The sequence below is a fragment of the Microbacterium hydrocarbonoxydans genome, from assembly GCF_900105205.1.
Lineage (GTDB): Bacteria > Actinomycetota > Actinomycetes > Actinomycetales > Microbacteriaceae > Microbacterium > Microbacterium hydrocarbonoxydans.
Map to the genome: position 1 here is coordinate 1,212,589 of NZ_FNSQ01000005.1, position 15,807 is coordinate 1,228,395.

The following is a 15,807-nucleotide window of genomic DNA, read 5'->3' on the forward strand; positions in this document are numbered from 1 at the left end:
CGGTCAGATCACCCCAGGGCCTGCGCGCAGACCACGGCAGCAGCGGCGGACCATGCCTGGGGGCGACAGGCGGCGGGGTAGGGCACCGGTCTTCCGCCGTGCACGGCCGCATCCCCGGAGTGCAGCTCGGGAACTCGGTACTCGAAGCCCTCGGCCACCTCGAGCAGCTGACGCGCGATCGACCGAGCCTGCTCCCCGAGTCCCGCTCGGAGCATCCCGTGCACGGCGATCGCGGTGTCATGCGTCCAGACGCTGCCGCAGTGGTAACTCAGCGGCCAGTAGCCCTGAGCGCCTGTGGACAGGGTGCGGATACCGTAGCCGCTCGACATCGTGGGATCTGTGAGCAGGGTGGCGCAGAGCCGCTCCTCGTCCGCATCGAGCAGGCCGGTGCCGATCAGATGCCCGATGTTGCTCGTGAGAGAGTCGACGGGGTTGCCCGCGGCGTCCAGCGCCACAGCGGGATAGCGGCCCTCATCTGTCGTGACCCAGAACGAGGCGCGGAAGCGGTCGCGCAGATCAGCGGCCCAACTCCGCAGCGCCTCGCCGCCCGGCTCTCCGAGCTCGTCGAGGAGTGCGGCGCCGCGCACCGCAGCCTCGTGAGCGTACGCCTGCACCTCGCTGAGAGCGATCGGGCCCTCCGCGAGACGGCCGTCCCGCCACTGGATGGAATCGCCGGAGTCCTTCCATCCCTGGTTCGCGAGTCCGTGTCCTGACTCATCGACGTAGTCGATGAATCCGCTTCCGGATGCCGGGCCATGGACGACCGTCCACTCGAGCGCGGAGCGCAGCGCGGGAAGCAGCTCCTCCACCTCTTCGCGGGGCATCCCCGCATCGTGGGCGTCGGCCAGCAGGCATACCCACAGCGGCGTCGCGTCGACCGTCCCGTAGTACAGAGGCGGGAGGTGCACGCCCTCCTTGGGCAGTGTCAGGGCGCCGCTGCGCAGCTCATGGAGGATCTTGCCCGGCGCTTCCGCCGTCGCAGGGTCCGTCGTCGTGCCCTGCAGGCGGGCCAGGACCCGGAGGGTGGATCCCGCCATCGACGGGTCCGCAGCGAGAGCGAGGCGGGCCGCCCAGATCGAGTCACGACCGAAGAGGGTGAAGAACCACGGCGCCCCCGCGGCGTAGAAGGCGTCGTCCGGACGATCCGGCAGGGAGAGGCGGAGCGCAGCGAGGTCGGCCGTCGCGCGCTCGATCCACCGAGCGACCCGCGGATCGTCGGTCTCAGGATGCGTCGACGTCGTCGACGGTCGCGCGGCAGCGACCACGAGCGTGGGGTCGTGCAGATCGACGGACCAGGCCGCCTCGACGCGGCCTCGCGGTGGCACCTCGAGCTCCCAGCGGACGACGAGGTCGTCTCCGTCCGTCGCGGTGGCGGCCTCTGCCGCGATCAGCGAGAAGGAGGCATCCGTGCTGCCCGCGCGTGCTCCGTCCCACTCCCACACGGCGGGCGCGGCGTCCCCGGCCTTGACGGCCTGCATCGGGGCGAAGTCGGGACGCAGGCGCACCTCGACGCCGACGCGCACGGCGCGATCGAGGTGACTGCTCACCACCAGGCGCTCGCCGAATCGCCCGGCGCTCACGGTCCGCTCCCGGTCCAGACGCACGCGCGGATCAGCCGAGTCGTCGTCGAGTCCCCGCAGGACGTCCGTGAAGATCACCCGCTGCGGGGTGGGCGAGGAGCATCCGATCGATTCGAGTTCCGTGCCCGCTATCGAGAGCTCCACCGCGCTGATGTGGCGCAGGTCGCCGTGGTAGATGCCGTGGATCGGTGCGGTACCGATCCGTCCGGCGGCATCCGACCACACCTGAGTCGGCGCCTCGAGCACGATCACGGCGTCGTCCAGCAGGGGCTGCAGAGCGGGGCGGGTGGGGGGAGTGGGGGTCATTCCTTGACGGCTCCTTCGGTGGAGTTCATGATGCGGCGCTGGAAGACGAAGAACATCACGGCGACGGGGATCGTCATGATGAGCGCGGCCGCCAGCTTGAGCGGATACTGCGTCCCCTGGCTGAGCTGTCCGCTCGCGAGGGAGGCGACGCCCTTGGTCAGGGTGGTGAGAGCGGGATCGTTGGTCGACACGATGAAGTGGCTCAGCTCGTTCCACGAGCCCTGGAACGACAGGATCACGATCGTCACGAGAGCCGGCGTCGCCATAGGGAGCACGACCGACCAGAACAGGCGGAACGTGCCGGCACCGTCGATCCGAGCCTGCTCCTCGACCGACACGGGGATCGATTCGAAGAAGTTCTTCATGATGAACACGCCGGCGGCATCCACGAGCAGCGGCAGGATCATCCCCGCGTACGAGTTGAACATGCCGAGCTGGTTGATCACGAGGAACTTGGGGATGAGGAGCACCACGGTCGGCACCGACATGACCGCGACCAGCGCCGCGAAGACCACGCCCCGACCGCGGAAGTGCAGGCGGGCCAGTGCGTAGCCGGCGAGCGAGTTGAAGAACACCCGCCCGGCGGTCACGACGATCGTCACGATCGCACTGTTGACGAACCATGAGGGGAAGTCGCTGCGGGCGAAGAGCCGCTCGTAGGCCGCGAACGTCCACACCTCGGGCACGAGGGAGATGCCGCTGGACGCGGCGTCCTCGTCGGTCTTGAAGCTCGTGGCGATCTGCACGAGGAACGGGTAGATGTAGACGATCGCGAGTCCGATCAGCACGGCATAGAGCACGATCTGCCAGGTGAGCTGCGTGCGCGAGAGTCTCACGAGACGCCTCCCTTCGCGGTGGTCTCGTAGGCGCGGATGCGGCGCCGTGACACCGGCCGGTCACGCAGCACCCAGCGCTGCAGCAGGGTGAAGACGACGATGATGACGAAGAGGATGAAGGCGATCGCGGCGCCCTGACCCCATTCCTGGTTCGAGAACGCGGTCTGGTACGACAGGTAGGCCGGGGTCAGCGTCGTCTTGCTCGGGGCGCCCCGCGTGCCGGTGTAGATCTGATCGAAGACCTGCCAGCAGCCGATCAGGCCGAGGGTCAGGACCGTGAAGAGAGTGGGCCGCAGCTGGGGGAGGGTGACCCTCCAGAACCGCTGCCAGCCGTTCGCGCCGTCCATCATCGCGGCCTCGTCGACGTCGCCGCCGAGGTTCTGGAGGCCCGCGAGGAACAGGAGCATGAAGGTACCGGATGTCGTGAAGATCGCCATCAGGATGTACGCGCTCATGGCGATCGACGGGCCGGCGAGCCACTCCCACCACGACACGCCGAGCATGCCGCCCTGGGTGAGCGCCGCGGGGCCGGAGTCCACTCCGACGCCGCCGAGCACGAGGTGAAGGACGCCCCGCGGATCGTTGAACCAGTTGGGTCCGTTGATCCCGAACCACGACAGCACGCCGTTGACGGCGCCGCTCGCGGAGAACAGGAAGAGCCACAGCACGGTGATCGCGACGGAGCTGGTGACCGACGGGAAGTAGTACGCCGTACGGAAGAATCCGCGGCCGCGGAGCACGGCCCTGTTCACGAGGATCGCGAGGAAGAGGGCGAGTGCGGTCTGCAGCGGTACCACCAGCAGCACGTACCAGGCGTTGTTGCGCAACGCGGTGCCGAAGTCCTTGGTGGCCAGTCCGCCATCGACGAGGACGGCGGAGAAGTTGTCCGCTCCCACGTAGGAGACGGATCCCGACAGGGGGCTGCCTCGGCCTCCCCAGTCCGAGACGCTCACCCAGAGGGCCATCAGGACCGGGACGAGGAGGAACACGCCGAGGATCGCGATCACCGGTCCGGTGAACAGCCACCCGGCAGCGGCCTCGCCGCGGCGGAGCCCGGAGGCCCCGCCGCGACGACGCCCGGTGCGCGTCATCGTCACGGCTACTCGACGATCGCTTCGAGGTTCGACTGGACGGAGCCGAGGATGTCGGCGGGCTCCGCGGTCTTCAGCGATTCGAGCTGCGCGTTGAAGTCGGCGATCACGTCTGCGGCACCGTCCTGGTTCGGCGGGAACTGCGCGTAGTCGGCGCCGGCGAGGAAGGGAGCCAGCGCGGCATTGTCGGTGGTCCAGGCGTCGGCTGCCGACTTGATCGAGGGCATCGGGCCGAAGGCCTTCGAGAAGGCGAGCTGGCTGTCGGCGCTGGTGAGGTACTCGACGAGATCGAGGGCCGCCTGCTGGTTGGGGCTGTCGGCTGCCATGCCCCAGCAGTTCGTGAACTGCAGCGTGCCCTGACCTGCGGGCCCGGCCGGCAGCTCGGCGACCGTGTAGTCGATCGAACTGAAGTCGTTCGCGAGAGCTCCGGTGATCCAGTTGCCCTCGATCACCATCGCGGCCGCGCCCTTGCCGAGCGCCTCGCCGCCCCATCCGGCTCCGACGTCCTTCGCGTAGGCGAACGTCCCGTCGGCGAGGTGCGACTTCACGTACTCGAGGGCCTCGACGTTCGCCTCTTCGTCGGCGATCGCCTTCCCGTCCGCGACGAGACCGCCGCCGGCCTGTGCCATGAATGTGCCGACCCGCTGGAACTCGGCTCCGAAGGCGAGGCCCGCGTGATCCGCGGTGGTCAGCTTCTTCGCCACGGCCGCGAGGTCGTCCCAGCTCTGCGGGAGGTCGGCGTCGGTGAGACCGGCATCTGCCCACATCTGAGAGTTGATCACGAGCGCCAGGCTCGAGAAGTCCTTGGGCGCGCAGTAGAACGTGTCGTCGATGGTGAAGTTCTCCACGAGCGAGGGGTAGAAGTCGTCCTTGTTGCTCAGCTCGTCGCCGTACGCCTGCAGCGAGCCGTTCGACGCGAACCCCGCGATCTGGTCGGTCGAGAGGTAGAAGAGGTCGGCGGGCTCGCCGGCGGCGAATCCCTGGGAGAGCTCCTGTGCGAGGTCGCTGGCCACCTGCAGCGAGACCTTCGTCCCCGACTCCTCGGACCAGGCGTCGAGCGCCTCCTGCACGGCCGCGGTCTCGGCATCGCCGGACGAGCCGATCAGGACGGTGAGGTCGTCATCCGAGGAAGTGAGCTCCGAGGACTCGGTCGGCGCCTCATCGCCGGCGAATCCCGATCCGCAGCCCGTGAGCACGAGCGTGCTGGTGAGGAGCACCGCTCCGGTGCCGAGGACGGTGCGTGTGATGTGCCGTGTCATGGTCTCTCTCCTTTGATGAGTCATTGCGGGCGTCGGCCGGAACGGGTGTCCGGGATGCATCCGGCGGTAATTTGAACGATCAAACTCTGCGTGGAATAGGCTAGGGGCGCAGGCGCGAATGTGTCAAGAGCGCCGGGGAGACGAGGAGGACTGATGGCGAAGGCGCCCACGGTCGAAGACGTCGCCGCCCACGCCGGCGTCTCACGGCAGACCGTGTCCAACGTTCTCAACACACCCGACATCGTCCGTCCCGCGACGAAGCAGCGCGTGCTGGAGGCGATCGACGCACTGGGGTATCGCCGTCACGCCGCGGCTCGGCGCCTCCGCCTGCGCCGAAGCTCGACGATCGGCATCCGCCTCGATCCCTACGTCGGTGGGATCTCCGGCGTCGTGCTCGACCGGTTCGTGCATGCGATCACCGAGCACGCCAGCGAGCGCGGGATGCGGATGCTGGTGTACGCCGCCCGCACGACCGAGGAGGAGCTCGCGCGGCTGTCGGAGCTGTGGGAGGGCTCGGAGATCGATGCGGCGATCATCACCGGCACTTTCCGCGACGATCCTCGAGTCGGCCACCTCGATGCAGAGGGGCTGCCCTTCATCTCGTTCGGCAGGCCGTGGGGCGACGACGATATCGCCGATCCGCTGCACCTGTGGGTCGATGTGGACGGGGCGTCGGGGACACGGGCGGCGACCGCGCACGCTCTCGGATTCGGTGGCCACGTGTCGTTCTTCGGCTGGCCGCCCGGTTCGGGCACGGGAGACGACCGGGAGCGGGGGTGGCGGGAGGCGATCTCGGCTGCGGGCGCACGCGGCGGGCGGGTGATCGCCGAGGATTCGGTACCCGAGGCGCGCGCCAGCATGGCGGCGGCGCTCGACGACGGCCTCGTCACGGACGCTCTCGTGTGCGCGAGCGACTCTCTTGCCGTGGGGGCGCTCCTCGCTCTGGGAGATGCACGCCTCGATCTGCCCGTCATCGGATTCGACAACACCCCGACAGCCGAGGCGCTGGGTTTCTCGAGCGTCGAGCAGCGCCCGGAGGACGTCGCCACCGCAGTCCTCGAGCTGCTGATGGGGCCGACCGGCGACGTCGTGGCACCGCGCCGATTGGAGTCCGGGTCCGCTCACGCCCTCATCACGCCCGAGCTGATCGTGCGCTGACGAAAGCGCTGACGCGCCTGTTCAGACTCCGGGGATCAGCGCGTGGGCGATCGTGAAGATCGCGAGGCCCGCGAGCGCGCCCACGAACGTGCCGTTGAGGCGGATGTACTGCAGATCGCGGCCGACCATGAGCTCGATCTTCTCGGTGGTCTCGACGGGGTCCCAGCGTTCGACCGTGTCGGTGATGATCGAGGCGATGTCGTGACGGTAGCGGTCGACGAGGAACACCGCCGCGTCGGAGACCCAGCCGTCCACGCGACGCTGGAGCGCGGCATCCGTCGTGAGCCGCTCGCCGATCTCCTGCAGGGCCTGGGCTGCACGCACGCGAAGACCGCTCTCGGGATCGGCCAGCGCGGTGAGCAGTCCGGCCTTCGCCGTGTTCCACGCCTCGGCGGCGAGTGCGCCGACGCGGGGGCTGTCGAACAGCGAGGACTTCGCGTTCTCGAGCTTCGCCCTGGTCTCCGGATCGTTCTGCAGGCTGTCGGCGAGGCGGGCGAGGTAGCCGTCGACGGCGATGCGGGCCGGATGCTTCGGATCGGCCTGCACGGCGCGGACGAACTTCACGGCCTCGTTGTAGGCGGTGTCGTCCACGAATCGATGGGCGAGCTTCGGAACCCAGCCCGGGAGGCGGCGAGAGATGAGTCCGGAGAAGGACTCGGCGTTCGCCTCCAGCCAGCGGCCGATGCTGTCGGCGGCGAGGTCGACCGCTCCGTGGTGTGCGTCGGCCTCCACGATCTTCTCGAGCCAGGCGCCCGCCGGGGGACCCCACTCGGGGGAGACCAGGTGCTCTCTCGCGAGGTCGGTGATGAGGTCGCGTACGTCGTCATCGCTGAGTGCGTTGAGCACCGCCGTCGCGATCGTCGCGCCTTCCGCCGCCACGCGCTCGGCGTGTGGCGGCTCGCGAAGCCAGTCGCCGGCGCGCTGCGCGATCGCGGTGCTGGCGAGCTTGGTGCGCACGACGTCCGCTTCGAGGAAGTTCGTCTCGACGAACTCACCCAGCGTGCGACCGATCTCGTCCTTGCGACTCGGGATGATCGCGGTGTGCGGGATCGGCAGTCCCAGCGGACGGCGGAACAGCGCCGTCACGGCGAACCAGTCGGCGAGGGCACCCACCATGCCGCCCTCGGCGGCGGCGCGGACGTACGCCAGCCACGGCTGCCGCTCCTGGAAGGCGAAAGCGATCACGAAGACGACGGCCATGAAGATCAGTGCGCCGAGAGCCACCGCCTTCATCCGGCGGAGAGCGCGCAGTCGTATCTGGTCTGCGGGCGACAGGAGCGCCATCGGGGTTCGCGGCATGACGTCATCCTTTCACGGAGAGTCTCGGCTGAGGTCGGCGAGCGGTGTCCGATCCGCGTCCTCCTGACCATCCGGCACTGTGTAGTACTCTCACTACATCGGGAATCGAGGTCCATCGTGTTCACCATGACCGCTCGGGAGTTCAACCAGTCCGTCGCACGCGCTCAAAGGCTCGCGGAAGAGGAACCGGTCCTCATCACCCGTCGGGGCGAGCCCGCCTACGTACTGCTGAGCATCGGAGCGTATGAACGCCTCCGGCCTGCCGTCCCCACGGAGGACACGCGTTCCTTCCTGGATGTCATCCGTCCCCTCCCTGAAAGGGCAGATCCTGATGACGTCTTCGGTCAGATCATGGACGAGATCGCCGCCGACAGGTCGCGCGACTTCGGACGAGAGACCGATCTGTGACACCCTTCCTGGTCGACACGAATGTGCTCTCGGAGGTGCGGCGGCCTCGGCCCGACGTCGGAGTGACGCGGTGGTTCGACGCGACGCCTCGGGAGGCTGTGCGCATCAGCGTGATCACCGGGCTCGAACTCGAGCGCGGCGTCCTCCTGGCGTGGAGACGGGATGCCGTCGCTGCCGCGTCTCTGGAGCGATGGCTGGACTCCGTGACGAGCGGATTGATGCACCCGGCTCTCGATGTGACGGGCGCGATCGCGCAGATCGCCGCAGCAATCCAGGTGCCGAACCGGCGTCCGCTCGGCGACGCGCTCATCGCGGCCACTGCGCTGCATCATGGGCTGACTCTCGTCACCCGCAACGAGAGGGATTTCGACGTTCCGGGACTTTCCGTCCTGAACCCGTTCTCGGGCTGATCGGCACAGGACCCGAGTACCCTCGAATCGTGATCGAAGACATCAAGAAGCGTGCCCTGCACCGCACCAGCATCCTCGAGGGTCAGATGCGCGGGGTCGCGCGGATGATCGAGAGCGAGGAGTACTGCATGGACATCATCACGCAGTCCCGTGCGATCCAGCGTTCCCTGGAGTCTCTCAACCGACTCCTCCTCGAGAACCACCTGCGTACGCACGTGACGCACATGTTCGAGGAAGGCGGCGAGGAGCGCGACCAGGCGGTCGCCGAACTGCTCAAGGCATTCGACTTCGACCGTAAGTAGCGGAGCCGGGCGGCTTGCGGTTGGTCAGCCGCAGACGCCGCTCTTCAGAACGACGTAAGCGCCCAGATTGTCGACCTTGACCCATTTTCCCGTCATGCCGATACGGTTTGTGGTGCCGAGTTGGACCGCTCCTTTTCCAGCGGGTCGGTAAGCCCGAGCGCAGTACCCAGCTGGGACGTAGAACGCGTCGTAGTCAGTGAATCGATCGCTGAACGCTCCGCGTGAGACGTATGCGGTAGACCCGGTCACGGTCGTTCCGTTCCAGTCCGTGCCAACCCGGATGCTCGTGGTCGAAGAGTTGGTGTTGTAGACCCAGCCGCAAAGAACGCCTGCCGTGCAACCAGCCGCCTGCGCTGGCGCAGCAGATGCGACCAACAAGCTCGTAGCTAGCCCCAAGACCGCACAGGCTGACACTAGAGCGCGAGCGAGCGCCTCTCGCGCTTGTCTTTGGGTCTTCGGCTTCACCTTTGAATCCCACACGATTCCCTCCGATCTGGCTGACGTCAGTGTCAACAGCCACACAATCTCACTCTTCACAACAACTTCACAACCGCTCGTCGGAGTGGATATCGGTATCTGAACAGATTCCGATGCCTCGAACGAAGGGACAGAACAGGCAAGTCGGAATCTACAGCCGGAATTGGCAACGCCCCTTCTGTGAGCCGATCTGGCGCGGGTGCGGCCGAGTTTGACGCCGGCACGCGCAGAAGACGACCCGTCACGCGGGTGAGCCCTCGTCGCGCTTCTGGCTCAGCCCGCGGCGTGCTCGTCTGCGACGGCGAGGGCCTCATCCAGCACGGCGAGGCCGCGAATCAGGTCGTCCTCACTGATCACGAGCGGCGGCGCGACGTGCATCCGGTTGAAGTGGGTGAAGGGCCAGACGCCGGCCTTCTTGGCGGCAGCCGCGAAGGCGGCGACGGGCGCGGCATCCGCTCCGCTCGCGTTGAACGGCACCAGCGGTTCGCGCGTCTCCTTGTCGCGCACCAGCTCGACGGCCCAGAAGAGACCGCGTCCGCGCACCTCGCCGACACTCGGGTGGGTGTCGACCCAGCGGCGCAGCGTCGGCTCGACGATGCGCTCGCCGAGGTCGCGCACGCGCTCGAGGATGCCGTCGCGACGGAACACCTCGAAGGTCGCGACGCCTGCGGCGCACGCGAGCGGATGCCCGGAGTAGGTGAGCCCTCCCGCGAACGGCGTGGTGTCGAAGGCCTTTGCGATGCGCTCGGAGATCACGACGCCGCCGAGCGGCACGTACCCGGAGTTCACGCCCTTCGCGAAGGTGATCAGGTCAGGGCGCCCGTCGTACGCGTCGATGCCGAACCACTCGCCGAGGCGGCCGAAGCCGACCATGACCTCGTCGGCGATGTAGACGATGCCGTAGCGGTCGCAGAGCTCACGAACCCCCTGCAGGTACCCGGGCGGCGGCACGAGCACGCCGTTCGTGCCGACGACCGTCTCGATGATGATGGCCGCGATGGTCGCCGGCCCCTCGAGCTGGATGGTCTGCTCGAGGTGGGCGAGCGCCCGCTCGGACTCCTGCTCCGGGGTCTCGGCGTGGAAGGGCGACCGGTACAGATACGGCCCGAAGAAGCGCACCGCTCCCGAGTCGGGCGAGCCGTTGGCCCACCGGCGAGGGTCGCCCGTCAGCGAGATCGCCGTCGAGGTCGACCCGTGATAGCTGCGGTACATCGACAGCACCTTGTGGCGCCCCGTCGACTGCCGGGCCATGCGCACCGCGTACTCGTTGGCCTCGGCGCCGCCGTTGGTGAAGAAGACCTTCTCGAAGCCCTCGGGCGCGACCTCGACGATGAGCCGGGCGAGCTCGCCCCGCACGTCGTTGGCCATCGCCGGCTGGATGGTGGACAGGCGGCCGGCCTGCTGCTGGATCGCGGCGACGAGGTCGGGATGCTGGTGCCCGAGGTTGAGGTTCACGAGCTGGCTCGAGAAGTCGAGGTATGCGTTGCCGGCGTAGTCCCAGAACGTCGAGCCCTCACCCGCGGCGACGGGCAGCGGGTCGATGAGTCCCTGGGCGCTCCAGGAATGGAAGACGTGGCCGCGGTCGTCCGCCCGCACCTGCGCCTCGGCCTCGGGGGCGGGGAGCGGCTGCGATGCGCCGTGGCGATCGGTGAAGGTCGTCATGTCGTGTGTCGCTCTCTGGCTCAGTGGTTGCTCGGGAAGCCCAGGTCGATCTGCGAGGGCGTGTGGTCGGGCCAGCGCGTGGTGACCACCTTCGACCGAGTGTAGAAGTGCACGGACTCGGGACCGTAGATGTGCGAGTCTCCGAAGAGCGAGTCCTTCCAGCCGCCGAACGAGTAGGCCCCGATCGGCACGGGGATCGGCACGTTGACGCCGACCATGCCGACCTCGATGTCGAACTCGTACTGACGGGCGGTGCCGCCGTCGCGCGTGAAGATCGCCGTGCCGTTGCCGTACGTGTTCGCGTTGACGAGCTCGACGGCCTCGGCGTAGGTCTCGACGCGCACGACCGACAGCACCGGGCCGAAGATCTCGTCCTCGTAGACGTTCATGCCGGGTGCCACCCGGTCGATGAGGCTGACGCCGATGAAGAAGCCGTCGGAGTCGAACTCCTTCGTCGTGCCGTCGACCACGACGGTCGCGCCTTCCGCTGCGGCACCGGTGACGTAGGAGGCGACGCGGTCGCGGTGCTCGCGGGTGATGAGCGGACCCATCTCGCTTGCGGCATCCGTGCCGGCGCCGATCGAGAGCCCCTCGATGCGCGACGCGATCGCCCCGACGAGGTCGTCGGCGATGTCGCCCACCGCGACGAGCACCGAGACGGCCATGCAGCGCTCGCCGGCGGACCCGTAGGCGGCCGAGACCGCGGCGTCGGCTGCGGCGTCGATGTCGGCATCCGGCATCACGACCATGTGGTTCTTCGCACCGCCGAGAGCCTGCACCCGCTTGCCCGCGTTCGCCGAGCGCTGGTAGATCGAGCGGGCGATGGGAGTCGAGCCCACGAAGCTGATCGCGTTCACGCGCGGCGACTCGAGCAGGGCGTCGACGGCCTCCTTGTCGCCGTGCACGACGTTGAGCACACCGTCGGGCAGACCTGCCTCCTGGAAGAGCTTCGCGATCCAGACGGCCGCCGACGGGTCCTTCTCGCTCGGCTTGAGCACGACCGTGTTGCCGCAGGCGATCGCCGAGGCGACCATCCACAGCGGCACCATGACGGGGAAGTTGAACGGGGTGATCGCCGCGACGACCCCGACGGGCTGCTTGACCGAGTGCACGTCGACGCCGCGGGAGACCTGTTCGCTGCGTTCTCCCTTGAGCAGGTGCACGAGTCCGGCGGCGAACTCGACGTTCTCGATGCCGCGCGAGACCTCACCGGCCGCATCCGAGAGCACCTTGCCGTGCTCCGAGGTGACGATCGCCGCGAGCTCCGGCGTGCGCTCCTTGAGCAGCTGGCGTAGGCGGAAGAACACGTCGGCGCGCTTGATGAGGCTCGTCTCGCGCCATGCGGGCAGAGCGGATGCCGCGGCGGCGATCGCCTGGTCGACCTCGGCGGTCGACGCGAAGGCGACCTGCTTCGTCACCTGTCCGGTGGCCGGGTCGAAGACCTGCCCCGTGCGCGCCGCGTCGGCGGTCTCTGCTCCGTTGATGAGGTGACGGACGATGTCCACGGGGCTCCTTCGTGCTGTGCGATCCGTATCGAACACTCTGACCGAGCAGCGATACGCTGGGTTCTCTCCCATGATCACAGAGCACAGAAGGGCGGACAGGTGTCAGAACGTAGCGACTTCGAGCTGAGCCGGACAGAGCGTCCGGAGAGGAGCGCGTTCCTCACCGTCTCCGGTGTGCTCGCCGAGCCCGCCGTGCAGCAGGGCGTCCCGTCGGTGCTCGTCGGCGGCGCCGCCCTCGATGCCCCGGTGCGCTGGGTGCATGTTTCCGACAGCCCGGATGTCGCGCGACTTCTCGACGGCGGCGAACTGCTGCTGACCACGGGGGCCGGGTGGCCGAGCGACGTCGAGCAGCTGCGGGACTTCGCGACCAGCCTGCACCGCGCGGGCATCGCCGGCATCGTGTTCGAACTCGGTACAGCGCGCCCGGCGGTGCCCCAGCCGCTGGTTGACCTGTGCGCGACGGCCGGACTCGCGCTCATCGCCCTGACCCGAGAGGTCAAGTTCGTCGCGGTGACCGAGGCGGTGCATCACGCCCTCATCGCCGCGCAGACGCACGCGCTGCACGAGCGCCAGCATCTGCACGAGCTCTTCACCGCGCTGAGCCTGCAGGGTGCGCCGGCCGATGTCGTGGTGTCCGAGACCGCGCGGGCGCTGCGCGCACCGGTGATCCTCGAGAACCTCGCGGGGGAGGTGATCGCGTCCGAGGGGCTCGATGCGCCCATCGCTGACGTCCTGAGGTCACGCGGTGGCGCCGAGCAGGTACCCGTCCAGGCGCGGGGTGTGCGCTGGGGCACGCTGCTCGCTCTGCCGGGGCCCGCTCATCCCGCCGGACGGGTCACGGTGCTCGAACAGGGGGCGACGGCCCTCGCGTTCGGCTGCATCGCCGACGGCGGCGACACGGAATGGTCGCTGCTCGCGCAGCGCACGGTCATCGATGATCTGCTGGGAGCGCGCTTCGCGAAGGCTGACGACATCGACGCGCGGCTGCGTGCCGGAGGGTTCGCGCTGAACGGCCGGCAGTGTCATGGGATCGTCGCCCGCGGGTCGGCGTCGATCAGCGAGCTCGCGTATCGCGCGCGGCAGGCGGGGTTCGCGGTCATGGCCGCCAAGGTCGAGGGCGACGACGTCGCTCTCCTCTCGCTGCCGGCATCGGCCGTGCTGTTCGACGAGGTCGTACTGCGCATCGCCGGCCCCGATCGCGCGGTGTTCGTCGGCCCGGCCGCCGATGATGTCGTCGGACTGCTCGGCTCGCTGCGCGCCGCGCGCGACCTGGCAGACAGCGACCGCGCCGAGGCAGGGGCGAGAGTGCGGCGCGTCGACGATCGCCCGCTCGAACGCCTCGTCGCCACGCTGCGCGACGATCACCGGCTGCACGAGCACAGCGAGCGGATGCTGGCCCCGCTGATCCGTCATGACCGCGAGCGCCGCGGTGACCTGCTCGCCGTGCTGGCAGCTCTCGTCGCGCACCCGGGCAACCGCTCGGCGGCGGCCGCCGCGAGTCACCTCTCGCGGTCGGTCTTCTATCAGCGCCTCACTCTGATCGGCGACCTGCTCGGTGCCGATCTCGACGACGGTGAGACGATCGCGGCGCTCCACCTCGCGCTCCTCGCGAGGCGGCGCACCGCGGCATCCGACTGAGCCTCAGAGCGCGGCGTCAGAGCACCGACTGCGCGTCGGTGAGGACGCTGCGCAGGATCTGCTCGATCTGACGGAACTCGGCAGGTCCCACCGTCAGCGGCGGAGCGAGCTGGATCACGGGGTCGCCGCGGTCGTCGGCGCGGCAGTACAGCCCGGCTTCGAACAGGGCGGGGGAGAGGAAGCCGCGCAGCAGCCGCTCGGACTCGTCGTCGTCGAACGTCTCGCGCGTCGCCTTGTCCTTCACGAGCTCGATGCCGAAGAAGTACCCGTCACCGCGCACATCGCCCACGACCGGGAGATCGAGCAGCTTCTCGAGCTCGGCGCGGAACAGCGGCGAGTTCTCGCGGACGTGCTCGTTGAGCCCCTCCTCATCGAAGATCGCGAGGTTCTCGAGGGCCACGGCCGCCGACACCGGGTGACCGCCGAACGTGTAGCCGTGCGGGAAAGACATGTCGCCCTTCGAGAACGGCTCGTAGATCCGGTCGCTGATCACGGTGGCGCCGATGGGGGAGTAGCCGCTCGTCATGCCCTTGGCGCAGGTGATCATGTCGGGGACGTAGCCGAGGCCCGTGCACGCGAAGGTGTGGCCGAGTCGGCCGAACGCGCAGATGACCTCGTCCGAGACGAGCAGCACGTCGTGGCGATCGCAGATCTCGCGCACCCTGGCGAAGTATCCGGGAGGGGGCGGGAAGCATCCGCCGGAGTTCTGGACCGGCTCGAGGAACACGGCGGCGACGGTGTCTGCACCTTCGAAGAGGATCATCTCCTCGATGCGGTCGGCCGCCCAGCGTCCGAAGGCCTCGAGGTCGTCGCTCGGGCCGCCCATCTCGGCCGCGCGGTAGAAGTTGGTGTTCGGCACCCGGAAACCTCCAGGGGTGACGGGCTCGAACATGGCCTTCATCGCCGGGATCCCGGTGATCGCCAGTGCGCCCTGCGGAGTGCCGTGATAGGCGACCGAGCGGGAGATGACCTTGTGCTTGGTGGGCTTGCCCATCAGCTTCCAGTAGTGCTTCGCGAGCTTGAAGGCGGTCTCGACCGCCTCGCCTCCGCCCGTCGAGAAGAACACGCGGTTGAGGTCGCCGGGCGCCTCGTCGGCCAGACGGTCGGCCAGCTCGATCGCCGCGGGGTGCGCATACGACCACAGCGGGAAGAACGACAGCTCGGATGCCTGCTTCGCCGCGGCCTCCGCGAGCCGCCGGCGGCCGTGCCCGGCGTTGACGACGAAGAGGCCCGCGAGGCCGTCGAAGTACTCCTTGCCCTTCGAGTCCCAGATGCGGTGACCGTCGCCCTTGACGATGATCGGCACGCCGTTCTTCTCCATCGTGGACTGCCGGGTGAAATGCATCCACAGGTGGTCCTTGGCCATCGCCTGCAGTTCTGCCTCGGACGGGGTCGTGCGGTGCGTACTCATCTGGTCCCCCAGTTGTAGAGCTGCTTCTGCAGCTTGGCGTAGATGAAGGTCTCGGTCGACAGGACGCCGTCGATCGGTCGGATGCGGTCGTTGATCAGGGCGAGCAGGTCCTCGTCGTCCTCGCAGACCACCTCGGCGAGGATGTCGAACGAGCCGACCGTGATCACCACGTAGTCGATCGCCGCGATCTCGGAGATCGCCTCGGCGACCACCCTGGTGTCGCCGGAGACCCGGATGCCGATCATGGCCTGACGGGGGAAGCCCAGCTGCATCGGGTCGGTGACCGCGACGATCTGCATGACGCCGGACTCGGTGAGGCGCTGGACCCGCTGGCGGACGGCCGCCTCGCTGAGCCCGACCTCGCGGCCGATGTCGGAGTACGAGCGTCGTCCGTCTTCCTGGAGCAGCTCGATGATCGTCTTGGCGACGTCATCCAATGGGGGATGCTTCTTGGGGGACATCATG

Annotated in this window: 14 protein-coding genes; 5 read left to right on the top strand and 9 right to left on the bottom strand. The window is 68.5% G+C overall.

The annotated features are described in order from the left end of the window. Window positions 1-8: 8 nt before the first annotated feature. Genes BLW44_RS06185 through BLW44_RS06200 form a run of 4 tightly spaced genes read right to left on the bottom strand, consistent with a single transcriptional unit; the run spans window position 9 to window position 5,072 of the window. Complete coding sequence (locus BLW44_RS06185; RefSeq protein WP_060926850.1) at window positions 9-1,886, bottom strand: glycogen debranching N-terminal domain-containing protein; 1,878 nt, start codon at window positions 1,884-1,886, stop codon at window positions 9-11. Further along, on the bottom strand, window positions 1,883-2,722 hold the full coding sequence (locus BLW44_RS06190) for a carbohydrate ABC transporter permease (protein WP_060926851.1): 840 nt from the start codon (window positions 2,720-2,722) through the stop codon (window positions 1,883-1,885). The genes BLW44_RS06185 and BLW44_RS06190 overlap by 4 nt, the downstream gene beginning before the upstream one ends. Further along, the gene (locus tag BLW44_RS06195; RefSeq protein WP_060926897.1) at window positions 2,719-3,813 is read right to left on the bottom strand and encodes a carbohydrate ABC transporter permease; all 1,095 of its coding nucleotides are present in this window, start codon (window positions 3,811-3,813) and stop codon (window positions 2,719-2,721) included. The genes BLW44_RS06190 and BLW44_RS06195 overlap by 4 nt, the downstream gene beginning before the upstream one ends. 8 nt (window positions 3,814-3,821) lie before the next feature. Beyond that, window positions 3,822-5,072: a sugar ABC transporter substrate-binding protein gene (locus BLW44_RS06200; protein WP_060926852.1), complete on the bottom strand. Its 1,251-nt coding sequence runs from the start codon at window positions 5,070-5,072 to the stop codon at window positions 3,822-3,824. A 153-nt stretch (window positions 5,073-5,225) separates the two neighbouring features. On the opposite strand from BLW44_RS06200, the gene BLW44_RS06205 reads away from it, so the two are divergent. Beyond that, window positions 5,226-6,230, top strand: a complete 1,005-nt coding sequence (locus BLW44_RS06205) for a LacI family DNA-binding transcriptional regulator (RefSeq protein ID WP_060926853.1) — start codon at window positions 5,226-5,228, stop codon at window positions 6,228-6,230. A 21-nt stretch (window positions 6,231-6,251) separates the two neighbouring features. Here BLW44_RS06205 and BLW44_RS06210 read toward each other — a convergent pair whose 3' ends face one another. Further along, on the bottom strand, window positions 6,252-7,529 hold the full coding sequence (locus tag BLW44_RS06210) for a DUF445 domain-containing protein (RefSeq protein ID WP_060926854.1): 1,278 nt from the start codon (window positions 7,527-7,529) through the stop codon (window positions 6,252-6,254). Between the two features lie 126 nt (window positions 7,530-7,655). On the opposite strand from BLW44_RS06210, the gene BLW44_RS06215 reads away from it, so the two are divergent. From BLW44_RS06215 to BLW44_RS06225, 3 genes are read left to right on the top strand one after another with little or no spacing between them, the layout of a single operon-like run. Further along, window positions 7,656-7,937, top strand: a complete 282-nt coding sequence (locus BLW44_RS06215) for a type II toxin-antitoxin system prevent-host-death family antitoxin (RefSeq protein ID WP_074732041.1) — start codon at window positions 7,656-7,658, stop codon at window positions 7,935-7,937. Then, window positions 7,934-8,347 carry a type II toxin-antitoxin system VapC family toxin gene (locus BLW44_RS06220; RefSeq protein WP_060926856.1) on the top strand — a complete coding sequence of 138 codons (414 nt, stop codon included), beginning with the start codon at window positions 7,934-7,936 and terminating at the stop codon, window positions 8,345-8,347. The genes BLW44_RS06215 and BLW44_RS06220 overlap by 4 nt, the downstream gene beginning before the upstream one ends. A 29-nt stretch (window positions 8,348-8,376) precedes the next feature. After that, a complete protein-coding gene (locus BLW44_RS06225; protein WP_060926857.1) occupies window positions 8,377-8,649 on the top strand; it encodes a metal-sensitive transcriptional regulator in 273 nt (90 codons plus the stop codon). 750 nt (window positions 8,650-9,399) lie between these two features. Here BLW44_RS06225 and BLW44_RS06230 read toward each other — a convergent pair. Both BLW44_RS06230 and BLW44_RS06235 read right to left on the bottom strand, forming a co-directional pair. Then, complete coding sequence (locus BLW44_RS06230; RefSeq protein WP_060926858.1) at window positions 9,400-10,788, bottom strand: aspartate aminotransferase family protein; 1,389 nt, start codon at window positions 10,786-10,788, stop codon at window positions 9,400-9,402. A gap of 20 nt (window positions 10,789-10,808) precedes the next feature. Next, the gene (locus BLW44_RS06235) at window positions 10,809-12,293 is read right to left on the bottom strand and encodes a CoA-acylating methylmalonate-semialdehyde dehydrogenase (protein ID WP_060926859.1); all 1,485 of its coding nucleotides are present in this window, start codon (window positions 12,291-12,293) and stop codon (window positions 10,809-10,811) included. 99 nt (window positions 12,294-12,392) lie between these two features. Between BLW44_RS06235 and BLW44_RS06240 the strand changes: the two genes are divergently transcribed. Beyond that, entirely contained in the window at window positions 12,393-13,931 is a 1,539-nt protein-coding gene (locus tag BLW44_RS06240) for a PucR family transcriptional regulator (RefSeq protein ID WP_074731640.1), read from the top strand. 16 nt (window positions 13,932-13,947) lie between these two features. Here BLW44_RS06240 and BLW44_RS06245 read toward each other — a convergent pair whose 3' ends face one another. After that, window positions 13,948-15,342 carry an aspartate aminotransferase family protein gene (locus BLW44_RS06245; protein WP_060926860.1) on the bottom strand — a complete coding sequence of 465 codons (1,395 nt, stop codon included), beginning with the start codon at window positions 15,340-15,342 and terminating at the stop codon, window positions 13,948-13,950. After that, window positions 15,339-15,806: an Lrp/AsnC family transcriptional regulator gene (locus tag BLW44_RS06250; RefSeq protein ID WP_060926861.1), complete on the bottom strand. Its 468-nt coding sequence runs from the start codon at window positions 15,804-15,806 to the stop codon at window positions 15,339-15,341. Before BLW44_RS06250 ends, BLW44_RS06245 begins: the two co-directional genes overlap by 4 nt. Window position 15,807: the final 1 nt, after the last annotated feature.

Excerpts from the sequence above, each read along its gene's own strand:
- BLW44_RS06185 (WP_060926850.1), bottom strand. The coding sequence starts at position 1,886 with ATGACCCCCACTCCCCCCACCCGCCCCGCTCTGCAGCCCCTGCTGGAC.
- BLW44_RS06195 (WP_060926897.1), bottom strand. The coding sequence starts at position 3,813 with ATGACGCGCACCGGGCGTCGTCGCGGCGGGGCCTCCGGGCTCCGCCGC.
- BLW44_RS06200 (WP_060926852.1), bottom strand. The coding sequence starts at position 5,072 with ATGACACGGCACATCACACGCACCGTCCTCGGCACCGGAGCGGTGCTC.
- BLW44_RS06205 (WP_060926853.1), top strand. The coding sequence starts at position 5,226 with ATGGCGAAGGCGCCCACGGTCGAAGACGTCGCCGCCCACGCCGGCGTC.
- BLW44_RS06210 (WP_060926854.1), bottom strand. The coding sequence starts at position 7,529 with ATGCCGCGAACCCCGATGGCGCTCCTGTCGCCCGCAGACCAGATACGA.
- BLW44_RS06215 (WP_074732041.1), top strand. The coding sequence starts at position 7,656 with ATGACCGCTCGGGAGTTCAACCAGTCCGTCGCACGCGCTCAAAGGCTC.
- BLW44_RS06230 (WP_060926858.1), bottom strand. The coding sequence starts at position 10,788 with ATGACGACCTTCACCGATCGCCACGGCGCATCGCAGCCGCTCCCCGCC.
- BLW44_RS06245 (WP_060926860.1), bottom strand. The coding sequence starts at position 15,342 with ATGAGTACGCACCGCACGACCCCGTCCGAGGCAGAACTGCAGGCGATG.
- BLW44_RS06250 (WP_060926861.1), bottom strand. The coding sequence starts at position 15,806 with ATGATGTCCCCCAAGAAGCATCCCCCATTGGATGACGTCGCCAAGACG.